Below are 21,710 nucleotides of genomic sequence, written 5' to 3' on the forward strand. Positions count from 1 at the left end.
GCCGCGAGCACTGCTCCAACTGTGACGTTGATCGGCCGCAGCGGCCGCCGCACGCACAGTTGTGGCCTCGACCACGGCGGTGCAATGAACCTGCGCCGAATCAGGCCGGCCGGAATCCGCCAGACGTTAACGTCCATTGGGACACACTAGAGGCCGTCGCGATCTGTAACGTGTTTTTACACGATCGCCCTCCTCCCCCCACTGACCGGAATCCGCATGCCTCAGCTTGCCCGCTCCGTTTCCGCCCTGTTGCCCCTGCTCGTTGCCACTGCCTGCTCGGCAGCGCCGCCCGCCAAATCCGGCCCACCGGATGCGCCGGTCGCGGCATGCACCGCCAAAGTGCGCCCTGGGCAGGATCTGCAGAAAACCATCGACAAGCTTCCGCAAAGCGATACGCCTGCGGTGTTGTGCCTGGAAAAGGGTGAATTCCCGCTCAATGGCCTGGTCTCGATCCACCGCGGCAATCTCACTCTTCGCGGCAAAGGCCCGACCACGGTGCTGCGCATGGCCGATGGTGTGCAGCAACCGGCACTGGTGGTCGGCGACTACGAAAATCAGCAGCCGACCGGCGTGATCCGCAATGTCAGCATCGAAGACATGCAGATCGTCGCCAGCACCGGCGACAAGGAATTCATGCCCGAGCGTCCGTACCTGAGCAACAGCGCGGTGGTCGTGCGTTCCGGCCAGGGCATCCGGCTCGCCGGCCTGCAGGTCAACAAGTGCCGCAGCGCCTGCCTGCTGAGCGAGTACGACACGCGCGAGATCACCATCGAAAACAATGATGTTTCGGGCGCGATCTGGGACGGCGTATCGTTCAATCGCACCGCCAAGGTCACCATGGTCAACAACTACATCCACGACAACGTGGCCGCAGGGCTGACCACCGAGCATCTGGAAGACAGCGAGATCCGCAACAACCGCTTCGAGCGCAACGGCAGCCAGGGCATCTATCTTTCCGACGCGCGCCGCAACCGCTTCAGCAACAATCAGTTCGACGGCAACAAGGTCGCCGGTGTCTTCCTGGCTTGCGCCATCCGCTACCGCACGCCGGAAATCCTGTGCTGGGACAACAGCATGAGCCAGGACAACGTGTTCGAGAACAACCGCTTCTCCAATACACCGTTCACCTACACCATCGGTGTGGACCGCGCTGCTAACTGCACTGCGGCCGACTTCAAGCCAAACCTGTGGCGCAACAACCAGGCAGATGTGGCCGGCGTGGATATCGAGCCGCAACGCTACGGATACTGCGTGCGCCACGAGTGATCGCAGCAGCGGCCGGCAGCGCGTGAGCGCATGCCGGCCGCTGGAGTTTCAACTTCGATGCAGCAGCGTTACGACGCCAACGCCTGTTCGTGCACGCCGGCAATCGCACGGCCGGACGGGTCGGCCATCGCGGCGAAGCTGGCATCCCAGGCGATCGCGGTCGGCGACGAACACGCGATCGACTTGCCGCCCGGCACCGTCTCCGCCGCCGCCTGGCTGGGGAAGAACTGCTCGAACAGCGTGCGATAGAAATACGCTTCCTTGGTCTGCGGCGGATTGACCGGAAAGCGTTTGGAGGCGGCAGCCAGCTCGCGGTCGCTCACATGTGCGGCGGCATGCGCCTTGAGTCCATCGATCCAGCCATAGCCCACGCCATCGCTGAACTGCTCTTTCTGCCGCCACAGGATCGATTCGGGCAGATACCCGGCAAACGCTTCGCGCAACACGCCCTTTTCCATCCGCGTGGCGCCGCTGCTGGTCTTGTCGATCATCTTGAAGCTGGCGTCCATGCGCATGGCCACGTCCAGGAATTCGCGGTCCAGGAACGGCACGCGCGGCTCCACGCCCCAGGCCATCATCGACTTGTTGGCGCGCAGGCAATCGTAGTTGTTGAGCGCATCCAGTTTGCGTACCAGTTCTTCGTGGAATTCGCGTGCGTTCGGTGCCTTGTGGAAATACAGATAGCCGCCGAAGATTTCGTCGCTGCCTTCACCCGACAACACCATTTTTACGCCCATCGCCTTGATGCGTCGTGCCAGCAGGAACATCGGCGTAGAGGCGCGGATGGTGGTGACGTCGTAGGTCTCGATATGACGGATGACCTCGGGCAGCGCATCCAGGCCTTCGTCGAAGCTGTACTCGAAACCATGATGCACGGTGCCCAGCGCGGCGGCAGCGACTTCGGCCGCGGCCAGATCCGGCGAGCCTTTCAAACCGATCGCGAACGAATGCAGGCGCGGCCACCACGCTTCGGTGGTGTCGTTCTCTTCGATGCGATGGCGTGCGTAGCGTGCGGCCACCGCGGCGACCAGCGACGAATCCAGCCCGCCGGACAGCAGCACGCCATACGGCACGTCGGTCATCAGCTGACGGTGCACCGCGCGCTCGAACGCCTCGCGCAATTCCTGCAGCTGCACCTGCACGCCTTCCACTTCGGCGTATTCGCGCCAGGCACGCTCGTAATAGCGACTCAGTGCACCGGTGGCGCTGTCGTACCAATGGCCAGGCGGGAACTGCGCCGCATCGGCGCAATCATCCACCAGCGACTTCAGTTCCGAGGCCACCCGCAGCCGGCCTTCGCGATCGTGGCCCCAGTACAGCGGCACCACGCCGATCGGGTCGCGCGCGATGATCACCCGCCCGGCGGCCTTGTCCCATAGCGCGAACGCGAAGATGCCGTTGAGGCGGTTGAGGTAGGAGGCCGGCGCATCCTCGCGATACAGCGCGTTGATCACCTCGCAATCGGAGCCGGTCTGGAAGGCGTACGGCTGCATCAGCTCCTGCTTGAGCTCGCGATGGTTGTAGATCTCGCCATTCACTGCGAGCGCAAGTTCGCCATCTTCGGACAACAACGGCTGCGAGCCGCCAGCCGGGTCGACGATGGCCAGGCGCTCGTGCACCAGGATCGCACCGGTATCGATATGCACACCGCTCCAGTCCGGGCCGCGATGACGCTGCCGCTGCGAACATTCCAGCGCCTGCCGGCGCAATGCCTGCAGATCGTCACCGGGTTGCAGGCCGAAAATACCGAAGATGGAACACATGGAAACACTCCTGGATGAAACTGCGGGGGTTGGCGGCCGGTGGCAAGCGTGCTGCACGAGAATGACACCCATAAAAAAAACCCGCATCGGCCGATGCGGGTTCTCTGATTCCTGGGCGTTTGGTGTTACTTCGCCTAGTCGCAGACCCGCATCGGCCGCGCACGATTGTTCGCGCGCAGATTGTTGCGGTTGGCGTTATTGCGGTTGGCGAGCTGGAAGACCATGTGAGCGACGCTAACCGTTCGTTTTCGATGGCGCAACTGTTTCAGCGGCAACGACGGCGACGCATGGTCCGTCAATCCACCAGCAGCCGCTCGATCAGGCCGCGATACAGCGCCGGCAAGGCTTGCAGATCGGCCACGCGCACATGCTCGTCGACCTGGTGGATGCTGGCGTTGACCGGGCCGACTTCGATGCATTGCGCACCCAGCGGCGCGATGAAGCGCGCATCGGAGGTGCCGCCGCCAGTGCTTTCCTCCGGCGGCGCGCCGGCGAACTGGCCCAGCACCTCGCGTGCGACGCTGCGCAGGCGCCCTTCCGGGGTGTAGAACGGCTCGCCGCTGCGATGCCAGCGCAGCGCATAGTCCAGCCCATGGCGATCCAGCAATGCGGTGATTTCCGCTTCCAGCCGCGGCGCATCCCACAGCGGGGTGTAGCGCAGGTTGAAGGCCACCTGCAGCTCGCCCGGAATCACGTTATTGGCGCCGGTGCCGGCATGGATGTTCGACACCTGCAGGCTGGTCGGCGGAAAACTCTCGAAGCCCTCGTCCCACTGCCGCGCCACCAGCTCGGTCAGTGCCGGCGCGGCCAGATGGATCGGATTACGCGCCTTGTGCGGATACGCCACGTGTCCCTGCACGCCCCTGACGATCAGCGTGCCGGACAGACTGCCGCGGCGGCCCACGCGCAGCAGGTCGCCCAGCCGTTCGGTGGACGACGGTTCGCCGGTGATGCACCAGTCGATCGCCTGCCCGCGCGCGCGAAACAGCTCGGCCACGCGGCGCACGCCATCGATGGCGTCGCCTTCTTCATCGGAAGTCAGCAACACCGCCAGCGTGCCGGCATGCTGCGGATGGGCGGCGACGAACTGTTCGGCGGCGATCGCGAAGGCCGCCACGCTGCCCTTCATGTCGGCCGTGCCGCGCCCGTACAGCACACCATCGCGGATCTGCGGATCGAACGGATCGCTGGTCCAGGCCTCGCGCGGTCCCGGCGGCACCACATCGGTGTGGCCGAGCAGCACCAGCACCGGCGCACCGCTGCCGTGGGTGGCCCACAGATTGTCGACCTGGCCCAGGCGCAGGTGCTCGCAAGCGAATCCGGCAGCCTCCAGGCGTTGCGCAAGCAGCGCCTGGCAGCCGGCATCGTCCGGTGTCACCGAGGCGCGTGCGATCAGCTCGCAGGTCAGTTGCAGTACGTCGCCGGTCATGTTCGTCCTTCCGATAAAAGATGCATCTGGGTCGCCGGCATCAGCAGGTCGCCTGCCTTCCCCGCGGCCGCCCCGCACAGGCGTGTGCGAGCCGACGGCGCGGTGGCGCCATCAGGCAATGTTGAAGCGTGCCTTGAACCCGTTGTCGGAGAAGCCCTGGCTGAGCGTACCGTCCTCTGTCACCACCACCGGGCGGCGAATCAATTGCGGGTACTCGCGCAGCAGCAACTTCCATTCGGCGTGCGAACCGGGCGTCTTCTTGTTGTCGGGCAGCTGGCGCCAGGTGGTCGAGGACTTGTTGATCAGGGCCTCGAATCCGCCGGCCTTGCCGGCCCAATCCACCAACGTCTCCGGCGCGGGCGTGTGCTCGCGGTAATCGACGAAGCTGTAGGCCACGCCGAAGCGGTCCAGCCACTTGGTCGCCTTCTTGCAGGTGTCGCAGTTCTTCAATCCATAGAGCGTGGTCATGTCGTCGCCTTCTCGACTCCGCGGCGCGCGCTTGCACGCGCCAACAGGGTGGTTACCAGTTGATCGTGTTCCTGCCCGTGTGCGGGCAGGAACACCACATCGGCGCGTGTGCCGTGGAATTTCAGCGCCATCCGCCGTGGCGGAATCAGCCATGCCGCATCGACCGAGCGCAGCTCGGCAAGATCCACCCGCTGCGATCGTCCTTGTTGCACGATCTCCAGCGCATCGCCCGCATCGCGGACCTGCGCCCACCGGCTGGACGCCCATGCCAGACGCAAGGTCATCAGCACCACCAGCACAGGCGCCAGCCAACGCAGGGCATCCAGCTGCTGCGGCACGCCGTCGCGCAGCAGCGAGCCGGCCACGTAGAGCGCCACCCATCCCAACCACATGGCCGGAATGCCCCAGCGGACCCAGCCACTGAGCGGACGCGACAGCATGGCACCCTGCGCAGGCTGCACTGTGCTCAATCGGCCAGACCGCGCAGCAGCTCGTTGACGCTGGTCTTGCTGCGGGTCCTGGCATCCACCTGTTTGACGATCACCGCGCAATACAGCGAATGCGAGCCATCTTTCGACGGCAGCTGGCCGGACACCACCACGCTGTAAGGCGGCACGTAGCCGTAGGAAATCTCGCCGGTGGCGCGATTGTAGATGCGCGTGCTCTGGCTGATGAACACGCCCATGCCGATCACGCTGTGGTGGCCGATGACCACGCCTTCGACCACTTCCGAACGCGCACCGATGAAGCAATGATCCTCGATGATGGTCGGGCTGGCCTGCAGCGGTTCGAGCACGCCGCCGATGCCGGCACCACCGGACAGGTGGCAATGTGCGCCGATCTGCGCGCACGACCCCACCGTGGCCCAGGTATCGACCATGGTGCCTTCGCCCACATACGCGCCGATATTGGTGAAGCTCGGCATCAGCACCACGTCCTTGCCGAAATAGCTGCCGCGCCGCGCCACCGCACCCGGCACCACACGCACGCCGGCCTTGCGGAACTCGGCCTCGCCGAAGCCGGCAAAACGCGACTCCACCTTGTCCCAGAACGGTGCCGGCTGCGCGTCGATCACGGCCATTTCGTTGACGCGGAAATACAGCAGCACGGCCTTCTTCAACCACTCGTTGACGCTCCAGCCACCCTGTCCGTCCGGCTCGGCGACGCGGAACTCGCCGCTCTCCAGGCCGTCGATGACGCGGGTGACGATGGCGCGGGTGGAGCCGTCGATCTCGTCGACGGTCAAGCTGGCGCGGCGCTCGAATGCGCTTTCGATGCCGAACTTGAGTTCGTCAGTACCCACCGGCGTTGCAGCGCCGCCGACGGCCTTTTCGGCGATCGGCAGTTTCTTCGCAGCTGCAGCCTTCTTGGCGGCCGGTGCGGACACCACGCTGGTCGGCTGCTTGGCCACGCGCGGGGCCGCACTGGTCGCCGACTTGGTCGCGCTTTTCCTGGTCACCTGCTTGGTAACGCTTTTGCTGGCGGCCACAGGCTTAGCAGCCACCGCGGTGGCCTTGCGCTTGTCGACGGCCGGTGCCTGAGGCGCCTTGCCGCTCTTGCTCGGCGCTGCGCCGGTGGGGGTCGCGCCCTGCTTGCGCGCGGTCTTCTTGCTGGTGGCCATGGGGGTCTCCGAACGGACTACTTAGGTGGGATCGAGGCAGGCGCACAGCGCGTCGCGCAGCGCCTGCCGGGCGGATTCGGGCAACGGGCGGTCGTGCTCGTCGGTGATCTGGAACTGGTCTTCGGCGCGCTCGCCGAAGGTGGCGATGCGCGCATCGTGCACACGCAGGTGTTGCAGGCGCAGCACATTGGCCACATCGGCCAGCAAGCCGGGACGATCGGGCGCAACCAGACTGATGCGGGTGCGGCGGCCACCGGCGCTCTCGCTGAATTCCACGCGCGGCGCAAAGCGGAAGTGGCGCAGCTGGCGCGGCACCGCACGCCGCGAGGGCCGCACCTTGTGCAGGTCGCCGGCCAGCACCTGGCGCAAGGCCGCGGCCAGGCGCTGCGGATCGCCATCGGCGGAACTGTCCTGCGGCAGCACCTCGAACACGTCGAAGATCGCATCGTGCGGCGCATCCAGCACGCGGGCGCGATGGATGCCATACCCCTTGCGATCCAGCGTGGCGACGATCGCGGAGAACAACCCATCGCGATCGGGCGAATACACGAACACTTCCAGCGCGTCGTTGTCCGGCACCGCGCGCCGCGCCTTGACCATGGTCTGGCCGATCTGCACCTCGATCAGCGACACCGCCTGCCAGGCCAGCTGCTCGGGACGGAAGCGCAGGAAGTTTTCATCCGGCATGCCGGCGAACTGGCGGTCGATGGTGGCATCGTCGTGGCCTTGCGCCTGCATCAGCGCCCGGGCGGACTCGCGCGCTTCGCACAGGCGCTCTTCGCGCGGCGGCGGATGTTCCAGGCCCTCGCGCAGTGCGCGCCGCGCGGCGAAATACAGGTCGGCCAGCAGCCGGTCCTTCCACGCGTTCCACAGCTTGGGGCTGGTGCCGGCAATGTCGGCGCAGGTCAGCAGATACAGGTAATCCAGGCGCTCGCGCGTGCCGACCAGGGTGGCGAAACGGTGGATCACTTCCGGGTCGGAGATGTCCTGCTTCTGCGCGGTGACCGACATGCGCAGATGCTGTTCGACCAGCCAGGCCACCAGCGCGGTATCGCCTTCGCTGAGCCGGTGCGCCTGGCAGAACGCGCGCGCATCCACCGCGCCCAGCTCGGAGTGATCGCCGCCGCGGCCCTTGGCGATGTCGTGAAACAGGCCGGCCAGCAGCAGCAATTCCGGCTTGCGCAGGCGCGGCCAGACTTCATGGGTGATCGAAAAACGCTCGTCGGCGCGGCCGGCGGCAAACAGCGAGATATTCCGCAGCACCATCAAGGTGTGCTGGTCCACCGTGTAGACATGGAACAGATCGAACTGCATGCGACCGGACACGCTGGCGAATGCCGGAATCCACTGGCCCAGAACGCCCAGACGCGCCATGCGGTTGAGCGACTCCACCGCCCGCGGGCCGCGCAGCAGCGCCATGAAGCGGTCGCGCGCGGTCGCATCGGCCACGTCGTAGGCCGGCAACTCGCGCAGCACCTCGGCCAGCGCGCGCGCGGTCAGCGAATGCAGCCCGCGTACCTCGCGGTGCGCCGCCCACTGCGCAAACAGCGCAAAGACCTGCAGCACATCGCCGGCCGGCCAGTCCTCTGCATCCGCAGCCAGATAACCGCGGCGCAGACTGAAGCCCTCGCCGAGCGGCTCCGGCACCGCCTCGCCGTCGAACTGTTCTTCGAAGCGCTGCAGCAAGCGGTCGCTGATACGGCGAATCAACGCAGCGCTGCGGTAGAAGCGCTGCATCATCTTTTCCACGCCCAGGCTTTCCGGGTCGTCGGCAAAGCCCAGCCGCTCGGCCAGGGTCTTCTGGTAATCGAACCCCAGCCGCTCTTCCGGCCGTTTGGCGACCAGATGCAGGCCGAAGCGCAAGCGCGCCAGTTCCTCGCGTTCGCGCCGCAGCGCTACGGCCTCGTCGAAACCGACATGGCCGAGCCCGACCAGCGCCTCCAGATCCTTGACCCCGAACGCGCGCAGCGCCATCCAGCCCAGCGTCTGCAGGTCGCGCAGACCGCCGGGGCCGTCCTTGATGTCCGGCTCCAGGTTGTCGGCGGTATCGCCGAAGCGCTGGTGCCGCGCCAGCAGCTCTTCGCGCTTGGCCTGGAAGAACTCGCGCGCCGGCCACACCTGTTGCGGCGAAATCGCTGCCGCCAGCGCGGCACGCGCCTGGCTGCCGGCCACCAGCGGGCGCGCTTCGATCAAGGCGGTCAGCACCGTCTGATCGGCGACCGCGGCGGTGCACTGCGCCGGCGAGCGCACCGCGTGGCTGATCGGCAGGCCCACATCCCACAGCAGGGCGAACAGCCGTGCCAGGGCCTGCTCGTGCTGTTGCTGCACGCCGGTCTCGCCCAGCACCAGCACATCCACATCCGAGCGCGGGAACAGTTCGCCGCGCCCGTAACCGCCGACGGCATGCAACGACAGCCCGGCGTCGGCCGGGATGCAGCGCGTCCACGCATTGCGCATCAGTTGATCGACCGCGCGGGCGCGCAAGGCCACCAGGCGTTCGATCGGCTCGCCCTGGTCGAAGCGCTTGCACAGCCGCATGTCGGCATGCACCAGCAGCGGGCGCGCTTGCGCGGCCCACTCGGCATCGCCGGCGACACCCGGGTCGGGTCGGTCCGCCGTTGTGGCCGTCATACCGGAGCGGGAACGTTCGGCGACAGCGTCAGCACATCCACGCCGTCTTCGGTCACCGCGACCATATGTTCCCACTGCGCGGACAACTTGCGGTCCTTGGTCACCACGGTCCAGCCGTCCGGCAGAGTCTTATGGTGGTAGGTGCCTTCGTTGATCATCGGCTCGATGGTGAAGGTCATGCCGGGCTTGAGCACCAGGCCTTCGCCGGGACGGCCGTAATGCATCACCTGCGGCTCGTCGTGGTAGACCTTGCCGATGCCGTGGCCGCAGTAGTCGCGCACCACGCTGAAACGCTCGGCTTCGGCGAACTTCTGGATCGCGTGGCCGACATCGCCCAGCGTTGCGCCCGGCTTGACCGCACGGATGCCGCGCCACATCGCCTCGTAGGTGGTTTCCACCAGCCGCTTGGCCATCACCGACGGCGTGCCGACGTAATACATGCGGCTGGTATCGCCATGCCAGCCGTCCTTGATGACGGTGACATCGATATTGACGATGTCGCCGTCCTTCAGCACCTTGGCCGCGCTCGGGATGCCGTGACAGATCACGTTGTTGACCGAGGTGCACACGCTTTTGGGAAAGCCGCGGTAGCCGACGTTGGCAGGAATGGTGCCCTGCACGTTGACGATGTGGTCGTGGCAGATGCGGTCCAGCTCGGCCGTGGTGACGCCCGCCTGCACATACGGCGCCACGACATCGAGCACCTCGGCAGCCAGACGGCCGGCGACGCGCATCAGTTCGATTTCTTCTTTGGTTTTCAGATTGACGCTCATGGCAGCGATTATCGCCGATTCGGGCTGAATCTGAACGACCCGCATGGGCATTTTCATGCTGAAGGCGGTAGACCGGTGGAAACGGACGGGGCAGCAGAAAACTGGCAGCACCGCGTATTCATGTGTGACGCACTACCGCGCGCGTCAAAAAATACGCAATCGGAGTCATCCGGAAGACATCGCAATTTCACGAAAACTTTTAGGTTAAACAGTGAGATAGACGAATTATTCAGGGTAATCTTTGGCACAGCTGATGCATTGCAGGGAAGGCGACAAGCCGTCGCGTCACTAATGACCAGACTGGTCAAGGAAATGTCCATGCGTACTGTCCGTCCTGTCCTGCTGTCCCTCGGCCTGCTCTCGACCATTGGCGCCGCCACTGCAGCAGACACCACAACGTTCAACGTCAAGATCGCCGTCACCAAGGCCTGCACCATCACCGCCGCCTCGGCGACGGACGTCGACTTCGGCTCGGTATTGTCCACCTCGACCACAAATGCGGACGCCAACGGCAGCGTGACCGCGCAGTGCACCGCGCTGACCCCGTACAACATCGCATTGAGCGCGGGCAGCAATGCCGGCACCGCCAACGATGTCACCACCCGCCGCATGAAGAACACCGATGCGCTGGTCACCACCAACAACTTCATCGCCTATCAGCTGTACCAGGATCTGGGCCGCAGCACGGTGTGGGGCAGCACCACCGGCACCAATACGCTGAGCCGCACCGCCACCGGCATCAACCAGATCTATCCGGTCTATGGCCGCGTGACCAACCCATCGGCCAACAATCCCGCGATCGGTGCCTACCAAGACACCATCACCGCCACGATCGTCTATTGAGCGCGCGCATGCCATCGCACCACCGCCCGTGGTACCGGATGCCAGTCTGGCTGGTGACGGCCGGATTGGCGCTCACGCTGGCGCTTGGCAGCGGCTTGCCGCTGCGGTCTGCACAGGCGGCCAGCCTGCAGCTGGCACCGACCTCGCTGACACTGAGCGCGCAGCAGTCCGCCGACGGGCTCTGGCTGAGCAACAGCGGCAGCGCGCCGGTGCAGGTGCAGACCCGTGCCTATCGCTGGACCCAGCGTGACGGCAAGGATCAGCTCGACCCGACCCAGGAACTGCTGGTCAGCCCGCCGATGCGCACGCTTGCCGCCGGCGAGCGCCAGCTGATTCGCGTGATTCGCGCCGGGCCTGCGCCCGCCAGCGAGGAAGTCTGCTACCGCATCATCGTCGACGAATTGCCCAGCACCGATGCGGATCTCAAGGGCATGCAATTCGTGTTGCGCTATTCGGTGCCGATCTTTTTGCTGCCACCGGGCAAGACCGAATCCACGCCGACCCTGAGCACGCAGGTAATTGCCGGCAGCGACGGCAATGCGCAGATCCAGATCAGCAACACCGGCAACGGACACGCCCAAGTCGCCGACCTGCAGCATCGGGTCGACGGCACGACCAAGAGCGTATTGAACGGACTGGTGGGCTATGTCCTGCCCGGCCAGACCATGCGCTGGTCGCTGGGTGCACCGCTGGCCCAGTTCGGCCGCGGCGCCATCATCGCAAGGATCAATGGTGAGGCAGACGAACGCACCTTGTTGGCCGCGCCAGCGGCGCCGTGATGCGGGCCGGCTGGCGATGACGCTGCTTGCGACGGCCACCTGCCTGGCACACGCTGCGTCCGGCGATCTGGCCGACATGGCAGCGCTCCCCGATCAGGCTCCGCAGAGCGTGGCGTCCCTGGCGCAGACGCTGTACCTGGATGTCACCCTCAATCAGGCCGACCGCGGTCTGGCACCGTTCGAACTGGTGGACGGCCACCTGCGCGGCTCGGTCGACACGCTGCGCAAGCTCGGCTTCATCCTGGCCGACCGCGCCGCCAGCGAGCTGGTCGACCTGGATCGCCTGCCTGACGTGGAAGTGCGCTACGACGCCGCACTGCAGCGACTGGCACTGCAGGTGCCGCTGGCGCAGCTGTCGCTCTCCACCACGGTGCTCAAGGCCGAACAGGTCGCACCGCCCAGCGCCACCGCCTCGCCGGGCATCCTGCTCAACTACGACTTCTATGCCACACGCAATGCCGGCGCCAGCAGCGTGTCGCTGGCGACCGAGTTGCGCGGTTTCGGCATCGGCCGCGGCATGGTCGACACCACCGCGGTGTTCCTGGCCTACGACCGCCCGCAGGACCAGCGCTGGCGCAGCGAAGCGGTGCGCCTGGACAGCGCCTGGCAAATGGATTTCCCCGACAGCGCCACCAGCCTGACGGCCGGAGATTTCTACAGCGGCTTTGTCGACTGGAGCCGCTCGATCCGCCTGGGCGGGGTACAGGTCGGCCGCAACTATGCCTTGCAGCCGTACCGCGTGCTCACTCCCACGCCAAGCTTCCTGGGCGAGGCGGTGGTGCCATCGACCGTGGAGCTCTACGTCGATGGCCTGCGCCAGTACAGCGGCCAAGTGCCGGCCGGCCCGTTCCAGCTGGCTGCGCAACCAGGCATCAGCGGTACCGGGCAGGCGCAGATCGTGGTGACCGATGCCTTCGGCCAAGTGCGCCGGCTCGACTTCGCGTTCTATGGCACGCCGCAGCTGTTGGCGCGCGGCGTTTCCGAGTGGTCTGCCGGCATCGGCCATCTGCGCCAGGACTACGGCGTGCGCTCGTTTTCCTATGACTCGCGCACGGTCGCCAGCGCCACGCTGCGCAAAGGCCTGCGCGAGGACGTCACCATCGAAGCGCATGCCGAGGCCGGCGGCGGCGTGGTCAATGGCGGCGCCGGCGGCGTGTGGCTGCTCGGTGTGGGCGGGGTGGTCAACGCGGCCTACGCGCATAGCCGGATGGATGCGCTGCGCGGCGGCCAGTACGTGCTGGGGTATGCCTGGAACAATCGTCGCTTCAACTTCACTGTCGGCACCCAGCGCACCCACGGCGACTATCGCGATCTGGGCGCGCTGCAGGGCGCATTGCCGGCGCGCGTCAGCGACCGCGCGGTGTTCGGCATCAACGTCGATCCGATCGGCTCGCTCGGCACCAGCTATGTGCGGCTGAGCTACCCGCAAGGCGACACCTCGCGCTACGCGAGCCTGTTCTGGTCGCGCAGTTTCGGGCGCACCTGGGCGGCCAATCTGTCGGGCAACCAGAATCTGGATGTGCGCAGCGACCGCAGCCTGTATCTGTCGCTGTCGACCACGTTCGGCGAGTTACGCCAGGCCAGCGCATCGGTGCAGCGCAATGGTGACCGCACCGGATTTGTGGCCGATCTCAGCCAGCCGCTGCCCGGCGACGGCGATCTGGGCGGGATCGGTTGGCGCCTGCAGGGGCGCGCCGGCGACGATGCCAGCGGAGGCCTGGCCGAACTGGGATGGCTGAACCGTATCGGCCGCTACAACTTCGGCGTCGCCAACCAGGACGGCGACAACTTCGGCTATGCCAGCGCCAGCGGCAGTCTGGTGTGGATGGACGGCAGCGGCTTTGCCGCACGCGACATCCAGGATGCCTTTGCGGTGGTCTCCACCGACGGCCAGCCCGGCATTCCGGTGCGGCTGGAGAATCGCCTGATCGGCGTCACCGACGCGCGCGGGATGCTGCTGGTCACCCCGTTGCAGTCGTGGCAGCGCAATCAGCTATCCATCGACACCCTGAACCTGCCGGCGGACCTGCGGGTGGATCGCGTCGATACCGCGGTGACACCGCGCCAGCAGTCCGGGGTGACGGTGCGCTTCGGCATCACCCGGGTACGCGCGGCCATGATCGTGCTGCACGACGCCCAGGGCATGCCGTTGCCGGTCGGCAGTGTGGTGCAGCGCGAGGGCAATGCCGAACGCGTGGTGGTCGGCTATGACGGCGAGACCTATCTGGACAACCTGCAGGTCGACAACCGCATCCTGGTGGAGCTGCCTACTGGCCGCTGCAGCGTGCGATTCACCTACCCGGCCATCCGCAGCGGCATTCCGCGGGTCGGCCCGCTGCCCTGCGTCCTCGAGCAGCAGACCCCATGAATCCGCTTGCAGCCTGCCGCTTCGTGCTTGCGCTGGCGATCGCCGCGTTGTGGCTTGCACCCAGCCAGAATGCGCGCGCGGACACCACCTGCAGCGTCACCCTCGGCACCCCGCTGGCATTCGGCAACGTGGCGGCCAACGGCACCACCGATGCAGTGGCGACGCTCAACGTCTCCTGCGCGACCGCTGCGCTCAGCGTGCTGGGCTATGCGCAGGTGAGTCTTTGCCTGGACCTCGGGCCGGGCAGCGCCAGCAACGGACTGTACGCGCCGCGCCGCATGCTCAACCCCACCGGCGACAGCCTGGACTTCCAGATCTACAGCGAGGCCACGCGTACCCAGGTCTGGGGCGCCACCGGGTCGACGACGCCTTCGCCGCGCGTGCTGACGCTGTCCTACGGCGTTCCGGTGATCACCGGCGGCTCGCAGACGACCACCATCACCCTCTACGGGCGCATTCCGGCCAATCAGATCCTGTCGGTTGGCAACCACACCAGCAGTTTCGGCGGTGCCGATACCGTGCTGCGCTACTCCTACAACGAGAGCATCACCGGTGTCCCGCCGGCGCCGAGCAGCTGCACGGCCGGCGGCAGCGGCGCCAAGACCGCCAGCAACGCCTTCCCGTTCACTGCCTCGGCCAACGTGCCGGCACGCTGCAATACCTACGTCACCACCGACCTGGATTTCGGCAGCATCGCCGGCTCCATCGATACCGCCATCGACCGTACCTCCACCATCAGCCTGTCGTGCACCAACCGCACCGCCTGGAATATCGGGCTAGGCGACGGCGTCAATGCCACCGGCAGCATCCGGCGCATGCGCCATGCCAGCAGTGCCAACTACATTGCCTACGAGTTGTATCGGGACGCTGGCCGCGGCAATCGCTGGGGCACCAGCATCGGCGTCGATACGCTCAACGGCACCGGCAACGGAGTCACTCAGACGGTGACCGTCTATGGCCGCGCACCGGCACCGCAGCAGCCCATTGCGGGCGCCTACAACGACACGGTGACCGTCTCGATCACTTACTGACAGTTAATAAAGTTCGCATCTGGAACGTCGCTATTCGTTACGTCTCCTATGCAAACGATTGCCTTTATGACGCTGGTCACCTTACTGAAGCGCCTGACGCTGGTCGCCCTCGTCTTCACCGCGACCTCTACTACAGCCGGTGCGGCCACTGCCCGTGGCCCGGAGAACTTCACCCTGCACATCGGCCTGCGCCTGCTCAGCGGCTGCGAGCTGCGCACTGCGCCGCCGCGCGCCAGCTGTTCCAGGGGTACGCCGATGGCGATCGCTACGGCAGACAGCAGCGCCGAGGCCCCCGCCCTCACCAGTACCGGGCAGGATGCCAGCGCACTCGCCGGGCCAGCGCCTGCCGGCAGCACGCGCATGACCACGATCGCGTTCTGACCATGACTGCGCCCAGCCCCCGTTGCTGCCTGCTGGCGCTGGCACTGGCCAGCCTGGCCCTCACCGGCAGCGCCGTTGGCGCCGAGATCGCCATCGCTCCGACCACCGCACGCATTCCCGCCGACAGCGACCAAGCGACCGTCTGGCTTTACAACCATGCTGCATTGCCGTGGCGCGCCGAAGCCAGACTCTACCGCTGGCGCCAGGACGGCGACCGCGAGCTGCTCGAACCCGCTACCGCGGCCACCGTCAGCCCGGCGCATTTCGAAATTCCCGCGCAAGGCCGGCAACTGCTGCGGGTGATCCGCCTAACTCCCAGCCCGGCGCAGACCGAAGACAGCTACCGGTTGGTGGTAACCCAGCATGCCGCCGGTAGCGACACCGAACTGCTGCGGTATTCCACGCCGGTGTTCGCCCTGCCCAGCCAGCCCGGCGACCCGCACCCGCTGTTGCAGGCCAGCCTGTCCGGCCACGGCAACGGCCGCTCACTGAAAGTCCACAACGCCGGGCTCAGCCACGCCAGGCTGGCCGACCTGGCCTACATCGATGCCGGCGGCACCCGCCGTAGCATCCGCGACGACCTCGCCGGTTACGTGCTGCCCGGCCAGACCCGCCAATGGCCGCTGCCCACCGACTTGCCCGCAGGCAATGGCCGCTTCGTGGCACGCATCAACAGCGACATCGAAAGCACGCTGGCTCTGCAGCCGTGAATGGGGAATGGGGAATGGGGAATCGGTAAGGCGCATGGCGGCAGCTGATCGTTCGTGGGCTTTTGGACGCCCGCGCACCTAAGCTCGTGCGATTCCCGGTTCCCGGTTCCCGATTGCATGCACTCGCTCCGCCGGCTATACTCCGCCGGCTGTTTTGCGTATCCCACGCATTGCGTCGTTCACGTCGGACGTCATCGACGAATTCACACCTGCCGCCGCCATCCGTGCCGGGGTGCCCCCACAAGGGGTTCGTCACGGAGGCGACAGGGAAGCCCAACCCCGGAATTACGTGCGCACCCTTTCGCAAGGGCCCGCACATCCATGTGCGGACTCTTTAAAGTCAAGCCCGCGCACGGCGATTCCGCTATCAGGAGTTACTTCAATGCCCCAAGTCACCATGCGTCAGATGCTGGAAGCCGGCGTCCATTTCGGTCACCAGACCCGCTACTGGAACCCCAAGATGGCGCCGTACATCTTCGGCGCGCGCGGCAAGATCCACATCATCAACCTCGAGAAGACCGTTCCGCTCTTCAATGACGCGATGAACTTCCTCTCCTCGATCGCGCAGAAGCGCGGCACCGTGCTGTTCCTGGGCACCAAGCGCAGCGCGCGCGAGTCCATCAAGGAAGAAGCCGAGCGTTGCGGCATGCCGTTCATGACCCAGCGCTGGCTGGGCGGCACGCTGACCAACTTCCGTACCGTCAAGCAGTCGGTTGCCCGCCTGAAGGAACTGGAGTCGGCCGAGACCGATGGCACCTTCGACAAGCTGGTCAAGCACGAAGTGCTGGGCCTGCGTCGCGAGCGCGAGAAGCTGGACGCCTCGCTGGGCGGCATCAAGGAAATGAACCGTCTGCCCGACGCGATCTTCGTGATCGACATCGGCCATGAAGACATTGCCATCAAGGAAGCCAAGAAGCTCGGCATTCCGGTGATCGCGGTGGTCGACACCAACTACGACCCGGCCCTGGTCGACTACGCCATCCCGGGCAACGACGACGCCATCCGTGCCGTGCAGCTGTATGCACGCGCCGCTGCCGACGCCGTGCTGGAAGGCAAGGCTGCTGCGCCGAACTCCGCTTCGGTTCGCGAAGAAGAGTTCTCCGCCGAGTCCGCCGACGAAGGCAAGGGCCGTCGCGCTCCGGCCAAGAAGGGCGACAAGAAGGTTGACGCACCGGCCGACGCCGCCGCTCCGGCTGCCGAGTAATCGGCCTGCAATGCGGCCGCACCATGCTGTGCGGCCGCAGCCCCGACGGGTCCACTGCGCCCCGTCGCCGAGGCCACTGAACATTTCTACGGGGGCGGCCGGCATGGCTGCGCCGTCTCCTACTGGCGGAACACTCCGCCGCACGCATTCGTCCATATGAGGTAATTCCATGGAAATCACTGCTTCCCTGGTCAAGGAACTGCGCGAGCGCACCGGCGCCGGCATGATGGAGTGCAAGAAGGCACTCGTCGAAAACGCAGGCGACATCGACGCCGCTGCCGAATGGCTGCGCAAGTCGGGCCTGGCCAAGGCCGACAAGAAGGCTGACCGCGTTGCCGCCGAAGGCCGCATCGCCACCGCACAGGCCGGCGGCAAGGCCGTGCTGGTCGAAGTCAACTCCGAAACCGACTTCGTCGCCAAGGACGAGAACTTCCTGGCCTTCACCGAGACCGTGGCCACCGCCGCACTGAACTCGGACGCAGCCGATGCCGAAGCGCTCAAGAGCGTCAAGCTCGACAGCGGCGAAACCATTGAAGAGCGTCGCGCAGCGGTTATCGCCAAGGTCGGCGAGAACCTGCAGGTGCGTCGCCTGGTTCGCATCGACAGCGCCAACAACGTTGCGGCCTACGTGCACGGCGGTCGCATCGGCGTGCTGGTCGAGCTGAAGGGTGGCGACATCGAACTGGCCCGTGGCATCGCCATGCACATTGCTGCGATGAACCCGCCGCACGTCAAGGCCTCCGATGTTCCGGCCGAGTTCGTCGCCAAGGAAAAGGAAATCGAACTGGCCAAGATGTCTGAGAAGGACAAGGCCAAGCCGGCCGATATCCTGGAAAAGATCATCAGCGGCAAGATCAGCAAGATCGTCAACGAAGTGACGCTGTACGGCCAGCCGTACGTGCTGAACACCGACCAGACCGTCGAGCAGGCCGTCAAGGCTGCCGGTGCGGACGTGGTCGGTTTCCAGCGCCTGGCCGTTGGCGAAGGCATCGAGAAGGTGGTGGAAGACTACGCCGCCGAAGTGATGAAGCAGGCCGGACTGGCCTGATCCTCGCTACTGCACAGAAGAAGCCGCGGCCTGCCGCGGCTTTTTTTTGCCCGCAGCTGCCCCCCTTTCCGCTCCCGAAACTGAAGCGAACGCATCCGCCGGGCACACAACCGGCCTCAACTCTACAGATGTCGTTGCCGCTGCCGCTAAACCTTGATGCCGACCAAGCTTTCGCGTCCATCACGCACGCGCTGCAGCGCGGCGATGGCGGAGCATGGCGTGCCCCATTAACGAGCGCGGCGGTATGCTTGCGCTCACCGCCGGCGATGACCCATGCAACCAGATCTACAGGCCGCCCTGCATTACTGCCGCAACCTGCCCTCGCCTCCCGGCGTCGCGCTGCGCGTCATCGAGCTGGCGCAGGACCCCGACGTGGACATGACCACCACGGCCAACGTCATCGGCATGGACATGGCATTGAGCGCGCGCATGCTGCGCGTTGCCAATTCGCCGTTGTACGCCAGCCGCCGCCGCATCGACAACCTTGGCCAGGCGCTGGCCATGCTCGGCCTCAATGCGACCCTGAGTCTGGCGCTGGGGTTTTCGATGGTACACGGCGTGCGCAGCACGTTCACCGCACATCCGCTGCATGAGCGCATCTGGCGCCGGGCCGGCCTGTGTGCGCTGGCCAGTCGCATCCTCGGGCAGGCCTACGGCATCCGCAAACCCGAAGAACTCATGCTGGCCGGCCTGTTGCAGGACATCGGCAAGCTTGCCCTGCTGCAGGGCGTGCCCCAACTGTATGCGTCGCTCCTGGAACAAGCGCCCGACAACACCGCGCTGCTGGATGCCGAACGCGCGCATCTGGGCGCCACCCATGCCGAGGTCGGCGCATGGCTCGCGCATCACTGGCAGTTGCCGCCGTACCTGCAGAACGCCATCGCGCAAAGCGAGGAGGAGCTGACCAGCCTGGAGCCCTTCATGGCCTGTGTCGCGCTGTCCGGACGCCTAGCAGACATCTGGCTGTCGGCCAGCGCCGTGGCCGCTACCGAACGCGCGCAGCGACAGGCGCAGGACGTGCTGGAACTGGATGCCGAACGCTTCGAAAAAGTGATCGAACGCATCGCCGAGTCGCTGCCCGAACTGGAGGCCCTGTTCGACATCCGCGTGCCGCAACCCGAGCACATCCAGATGATCTTCGAGCAGGCGCGCGAATTGGCGATGCTGCGCAGCCTGCGCGAATTGCAGGATGTGGCCGAAGCGCGCAGGCATGCCGACGAATCGGAAAACCGCATGCGCCACCTGGCCGAACAGGCCAGCCGCGATGCGTTGACCGGCGTGTTCAATCGCCATCAGCTGGGCACTGCGCTCGCGCATGAGTTCGAGCTGGCATCGCGGCAGAACTGGCCACTGTCGATCGCCTTCATCGACCTGGACGACTTCAAGCGCGTCAACGATGCGTATGGCCATCTGGTCGGCGACGAGGTGCTACGCAATTTTGCGCAGACGCTGCAACGCATGGTGCGCACCAGCGACCTGGTCGCCCGCTATGGCGGCGAGGAATTCCTGGTGATCCTGCCCAATACCGCGGCAGAGGCGGCATTGATGGTGGTCGAGCGCATCCTGGCCGAAACCGCGCGCACGCCGATGGCGCAACTGCAGGGCGGCCCGTTGCACATCACCTTCTCGGCAGGACTGGCCACCCACGGCGGTGGCGACCGGCAGTTCGACAGCATCGAGCATCTACTGCAGGCCGCCGACAGCACGCTGTATCGTTCCAAACATCGCGGCCGCAACCGCGTCACCGCCTACGATGCGACCGATGTGCCGACGCTGCAACCTCCGCGCGCGCACTGAGCAACGCGTCACGTCGTCCCCGATACCGAATTTTTACCACGCCCGGTGACAGGCTTCCGCTAGACTTGCCGGCGTTTGCCGATCCCCCACACCGAGGTTTTTCCCATGTCCGAACTTGCCTATCGCCGCATTCTTCTCAAACTTTCCGGGGAGGCGCTGATGGGAGACGGGGATTACGGCATCGATCCCAAGGTCATCAATCGCCTGGCCCACGAAGTGATCGAGGCCCAACAGGCCGGCGCGCAGGTCGCGCTGGTGATCGGCGGCGGCAACATCTTCCGCGGCGCCGGCCTGGCCGCCAGCGGCATGGACCGCGTCACCGGCGACCACATGGGCATGCTGGCCACCGTGATCAATGCGCTGGCGATGCAGGACGCGCTGGAAAAGCTTGGCGCCAAGGTCCGCGTGATGAGCGCGATCAAGATCAACGATGTCTGCGAGGACTTCATCCGCCGTCGCGCCATCCGCCATCTGGAGAAGGGCCGCATCGCGATCTTCGCCGCCGGCACCGGCAATCCGTTCTTCACCACCGACTCGGGTGCGGCGCTGCGCGCGATCGAGATCGGCGCCGACCTGCTGCTCAAGGCAACCAAGGTCGACGGCGTGTACGACAAGGACCCGAAGAAGCATTCTGACGCAGTGCGTTACGACAGCCTGACCTACGACCAGGTCATCCTGCAGGGCCTGGAAGTGATGGACACCGCCGCCTTCGCCCTGGCGCGCGACAGCGACCTGCCGCTGCGCATCTTCGGCATGAGCGAGCCCGGCGTGTTGCTGCGCATCCTGCATGGCGAGCAGATCGGCACGTTGGTGCAGGGCCGGAGCTGAGGGCGGGAATCGGGAATCGGGATTGGGGATTCGTTAAAGCGCAGTGCTGGCGCCTGCGTTGATGCCTGCCGGTGGAGCGGCTCCAGCGGAAGCGGCGCCGGCACCGGCACCGGCAAGTGAACCGGCTTACGCGGGTCCTGACGACCCGCGAGTCGTGAAACCCCAGTCCCGGCTATAATCTCCGGATTCAGCTCCACACGGATTCCGGCGATGCTCACCCAGATCAAACAAGACGCGCAGACGCGCATGACCAAGAGCATCGATGCTCTGCGCCATTCCCTGACCACCGTGCGCACCGGGCGCGCCTCGCCGGCGCTGCTGGACGGCATCAAGGTCAAGGCCTACGGCACCGACACCCCCCTAAATCAGGTTGCCAGCATCAGCGTCTCCGAAGGCCGCTCGTTGGTCATCAGCCTGTTCGACAAGGGCATGATCAAGGACGTCGAGAAAGCGATCTATGCCTCGGATCTGGGCCTGACCCCGACCGTGGTCGGCACCGTGATCCGTCTGAACCTGCCGCCGCTGACCGAAGAGCGCCGCAAAGAGCTCAGCAAGGCCGTGCATGGCGAGGGCGAAGACAGCAAGGTGGCCATCCGCAACATCCGTCGCGATGCCAACCAGCAGGTCAAGGATCTGCTCAAGGACAAGGCGGCCACCGAAGACGAAGCGCGCGGCGCCGAAGACGACATCCAGAAGCTCACCGACAAGGCCATCAAGGATGTGGATGAGGTCGTCAAGGCCAAGGAACAGGAACTGATGACGGTCTGATC

The 21,710-nt window shown here is 65.8% G+C and carries 19 protein-coding genes; 12 read left to right on the top strand and 7 right to left on the bottom strand.

The genetic code is table 11. From position 1 onward, the window contains the following. Positions 1–216 precede the first annotated feature (216 nt). The gene (gene hpaM / locus XarjCFBP7645_RS14570; protein WP_104538101.1) at positions 217–1,266 is read left to right on the top strand and encodes a type III secretion-associated outer membrane-bound protein HpaM; all 1,050 of its coding nucleotides are present in this window, start codon (positions 217–219) and stop codon (positions 1,264–1,266) included. A 68-nt stretch (positions 1,267–1,334) separates the two neighbouring features. On the opposite strand, the gene asnB is transcribed toward hpaM, so the two are convergent. The 7 genes from asnB to map all read right to left on the bottom strand — a co-directional run bounded on the left by asnB (position 1,335) and on the right by map (position 9,951). Then, entirely contained in the window at positions 1,335–3,029 is a 1,695-nt protein-coding gene (gene asnB / locus XarjCFBP7645_RS14575) for an asparagine synthase B (RefSeq protein ID WP_104538102.1), read from the bottom strand. A gap of 295 nt (positions 3,030–3,324) precedes the next feature. Next, positions 3,325–4,458, bottom strand: coding sequence for a succinyl-diaminopimelate desuccinylase (dapE, locus tag XarjCFBP7645_RS14580; protein WP_104538103.1), 1,134 nt, complete (start codon positions 4,456–4,458; stop codon positions 3,325–3,327). A 111-nt stretch (positions 4,459–4,569) separates the two neighbouring features. Continuing rightward, entirely contained in the window at positions 4,570–4,926 is a 357-nt protein-coding gene (locus tag XarjCFBP7645_RS14585; protein WP_104538104.1) for an arsenate reductase, read from the bottom strand. Continuing rightward, positions 4,923–5,396, bottom strand: a complete 474-nt coding sequence (locus tag XarjCFBP7645_RS14590) for a hypothetical protein (RefSeq protein WP_104538105.1) — start codon at positions 5,394–5,396, stop codon at positions 4,923–4,925. The genes XarjCFBP7645_RS14585 and XarjCFBP7645_RS14590 overlap by 4 nt, the downstream gene beginning before the upstream one ends. Then, the gene (gene dapD, locus XarjCFBP7645_RS14595) at positions 5,393–6,547 is read right to left on the bottom strand and encodes a 2,3,4,5-tetrahydropyridine-2,6-dicarboxylate N-succinyltransferase (protein ID WP_104538106.1); all 1,155 of its coding nucleotides are present in this window, start codon (positions 6,545–6,547) and stop codon (positions 5,393–5,395) included. Before dapD ends, XarjCFBP7645_RS14590 begins: the two co-directional genes overlap by 4 nt. A 21-nt stretch (positions 6,548–6,568) precedes the next feature. Continuing rightward, positions 6,569–9,178, bottom strand: a complete 2,610-nt coding sequence (locus XarjCFBP7645_RS14600) for a [protein-PII] uridylyltransferase (RefSeq protein ID WP_047130772.1) — start codon at positions 9,176–9,178, stop codon at positions 6,569–6,571. Then, positions 9,175–9,951: a type I methionyl aminopeptidase gene (gene map, locus XarjCFBP7645_RS14605; RefSeq protein ID WP_016902381.1), complete on the bottom strand. Its 777-nt coding sequence runs from the start codon at positions 9,949–9,951 to the stop codon at positions 9,175–9,177. The genes XarjCFBP7645_RS14600 and map overlap by 4 nt, the downstream gene beginning before the upstream one ends. A gap of 318 nt (positions 9,952–10,269) precedes the next feature. On the opposite strand from map, the gene XarjCFBP7645_RS14610 reads away from it, so the two are divergent. The 11 genes from XarjCFBP7645_RS14610 (at position 10,270) to frr (ending at position 21,708) form a co-directional block, all read left to right on the top strand. Then, positions 10,270–10,794: a Csu type fimbrial protein gene (locus XarjCFBP7645_RS14610; protein ID WP_104538807.1), complete on the top strand. Its 525-nt coding sequence runs from the start codon at positions 10,270–10,272 to the stop codon at positions 10,792–10,794. A gap of 8 nt (positions 10,795–10,802) precedes the next feature. After that, on the top strand, positions 10,803–11,573 hold the full coding sequence (locus XarjCFBP7645_RS14615; RefSeq protein ID WP_047130792.1) for a fimbrial biogenesis chaperone: 771 nt from the start codon (positions 10,803–10,805) through the stop codon (positions 11,571–11,573). Between the two features lie 16 nt (positions 11,574–11,589). Beyond that, on the top strand, positions 11,590–13,941 hold the full coding sequence (locus XarjCFBP7645_RS14620) for a fimbria/pilus outer membrane usher protein (RefSeq protein ID WP_104538107.1): 2,352 nt from the start codon (positions 11,590–11,592) through the stop codon (positions 13,939–13,941). After that, positions 13,938–14,972: a Csu type fimbrial protein gene (locus tag XarjCFBP7645_RS14625; RefSeq protein ID WP_104538108.1), complete on the top strand. Its 1,035-nt coding sequence runs from the start codon at positions 13,938–13,940 to the stop codon at positions 14,970–14,972. Before XarjCFBP7645_RS14620 ends, XarjCFBP7645_RS14625 begins: the two co-directional genes overlap by 4 nt. Positions 14,973–15,020: 48 nt before the next feature. Further along, positions 15,021–15,353, top strand: a complete 333-nt coding sequence (locus XarjCFBP7645_RS14630) for a hypothetical protein (protein WP_104538109.1) — start codon at positions 15,021–15,023, stop codon at positions 15,351–15,353. 2 nt (positions 15,354–15,355) lie between these two features. Then, positions 15,356–16,063: a fimbrial biogenesis chaperone gene (locus tag XarjCFBP7645_RS14635; RefSeq protein ID WP_104538110.1), complete on the top strand. Its 708-nt coding sequence runs from the start codon at positions 15,356–15,358 to the stop codon at positions 16,061–16,063. Positions 16,064–16,445: 382 nt separating this feature from the next. Continuing rightward, positions 16,446–17,267, top strand: a complete 822-nt coding sequence (gene rpsB / locus XarjCFBP7645_RS14640) for a 30S ribosomal protein S2 (RefSeq protein WP_104538111.1) — start codon at positions 16,446–16,448, stop codon at positions 17,265–17,267. Between the two features lie 169 nt (positions 17,268–17,436). Then, positions 17,437–18,315: a translation elongation factor Ts gene (gene tsf, locus XarjCFBP7645_RS14645; protein ID WP_104538112.1), complete on the top strand. Its 879-nt coding sequence runs from the start codon at positions 17,437–17,439 to the stop codon at positions 18,313–18,315. Between the two features lie 273 nt (positions 18,316–18,588). Continuing rightward, complete coding sequence (locus XarjCFBP7645_RS14650; RefSeq protein ID WP_104538113.1) at positions 18,589–20,112, top strand: sensor domain-containing diguanylate cyclase; 1,524 nt, start codon at positions 18,589–18,591, stop codon at positions 20,110–20,112. Positions 20,113–20,217: 105 nt separating this feature from the next. Beyond that, entirely contained in the window at positions 20,218–20,940 is a 723-nt protein-coding gene (pyrH, locus tag XarjCFBP7645_RS14655) for a UMP kinase (RefSeq protein ID WP_024940374.1), read from the top strand. 210 nt (positions 20,941–21,150) lie between these two features. Then, the gene (frr, locus tag XarjCFBP7645_RS14660; RefSeq protein WP_104538114.1) at positions 21,151–21,708 is read left to right on the top strand and encodes a ribosome recycling factor; all 558 of its coding nucleotides are present in this window, start codon (positions 21,151–21,153) and stop codon (positions 21,706–21,708) included. Positions 21,709–21,710: the final 2 nt, after the last annotated feature.

Origin of the sequence: Xanthomonas arboricola (assembly GCF_002940665.1) — a bacterium.
GTDB lineage: Bacteria > Pseudomonadota > Gammaproteobacteria > Xanthomonadales > Xanthomonadaceae > Xanthomonas > Xanthomonas arboricola_B.

Coding starts and splice junctions, on each gene's coding strand:
- hpaM (WP_104538101.1), top strand. CDS start 217: ATGCCTCAGCTTGCCCGCTCCGTTTCCGCCCTGTTGCCCCTGCTCGTT.
- asnB (WP_104538102.1), bottom strand. CDS start 3,029: ATGTGTTCCATCTTCGGTATTTTCGGCCTGCAACCCGGTGACGATCTG.
- dapE (WP_104538103.1), bottom strand. CDS start 4,458: ATGACCGGCGACGTACTGCAACTGACCTGCGAGCTGATCGCACGCGCC.
- XarjCFBP7645_RS14585 (WP_104538104.1), bottom strand. CDS start 4,926: ATGACCACGCTCTATGGATTGAAGAACTGCGACACCTGCAAGAAGGCG.
- dapD (WP_104538106.1), bottom strand. CDS start 6,547: ATGGCCACCAGCAAGAAGACCGCGCGCAAGCAGGGCGCGACCCCCACC.
- XarjCFBP7645_RS14600 (WP_047130772.1), bottom strand. CDS start 9,178: ATGACGGCCACAACGGCGGACCGACCCGACCCGGGTGTCGCCGGCGAT.
- map (WP_016902381.1), bottom strand. CDS start 9,951: ATGAGCGTCAATCTGAAAACCAAAGAAGAAATCGAACTGATGCGCGTC.
- XarjCFBP7645_RS14610 (WP_104538807.1), top strand. CDS start 10,270: ATGCGTACTGTCCGTCCTGTCCTGCTGTCCCTCGGCCTGCTCTCGACC.
- XarjCFBP7645_RS14615 (WP_047130792.1), top strand. CDS start 10,803: ATGCCATCGCACCACCGCCCGTGGTACCGGATGCCAGTCTGGCTGGTG.
- XarjCFBP7645_RS14620 (WP_104538107.1), top strand. CDS start 11,590: ATGACGCTGCTTGCGACGGCCACCTGCCTGGCACACGCTGCGTCCGGC.
- XarjCFBP7645_RS14625 (WP_104538108.1), top strand. CDS start 13,938: ATGAATCCGCTTGCAGCCTGCCGCTTCGTGCTTGCGCTGGCGATCGCC.
- XarjCFBP7645_RS14630 (WP_104538109.1), top strand. CDS start 15,021: ATGCAAACGATTGCCTTTATGACGCTGGTCACCTTACTGAAGCGCCTG.
- XarjCFBP7645_RS14635 (WP_104538110.1), top strand. CDS start 15,356: ATGACTGCGCCCAGCCCCCGTTGCTGCCTGCTGGCGCTGGCACTGGCC.
- rpsB (WP_104538111.1), top strand. CDS start 16,446: ATGCCCCAAGTCACCATGCGTCAGATGCTGGAAGCCGGCGTCCATTTC.
- tsf (WP_104538112.1), top strand. CDS start 17,437: ATGGAAATCACTGCTTCCCTGGTCAAGGAACTGCGCGAGCGCACCGGC.
- XarjCFBP7645_RS14650 (WP_104538113.1), top strand. CDS start 18,589: ATGCAACCAGATCTACAGGCCGCCCTGCATTACTGCCGCAACCTGCCC.
- pyrH (WP_024940374.1), top strand. CDS start 20,218: ATGTCCGAACTTGCCTATCGCCGCATTCTTCTCAAACTTTCCGGGGAG.
- frr (WP_104538114.1), top strand. CDS start 21,151: ATGCTCACCCAGATCAAACAAGACGCGCAGACGCGCATGACCAAGAGC.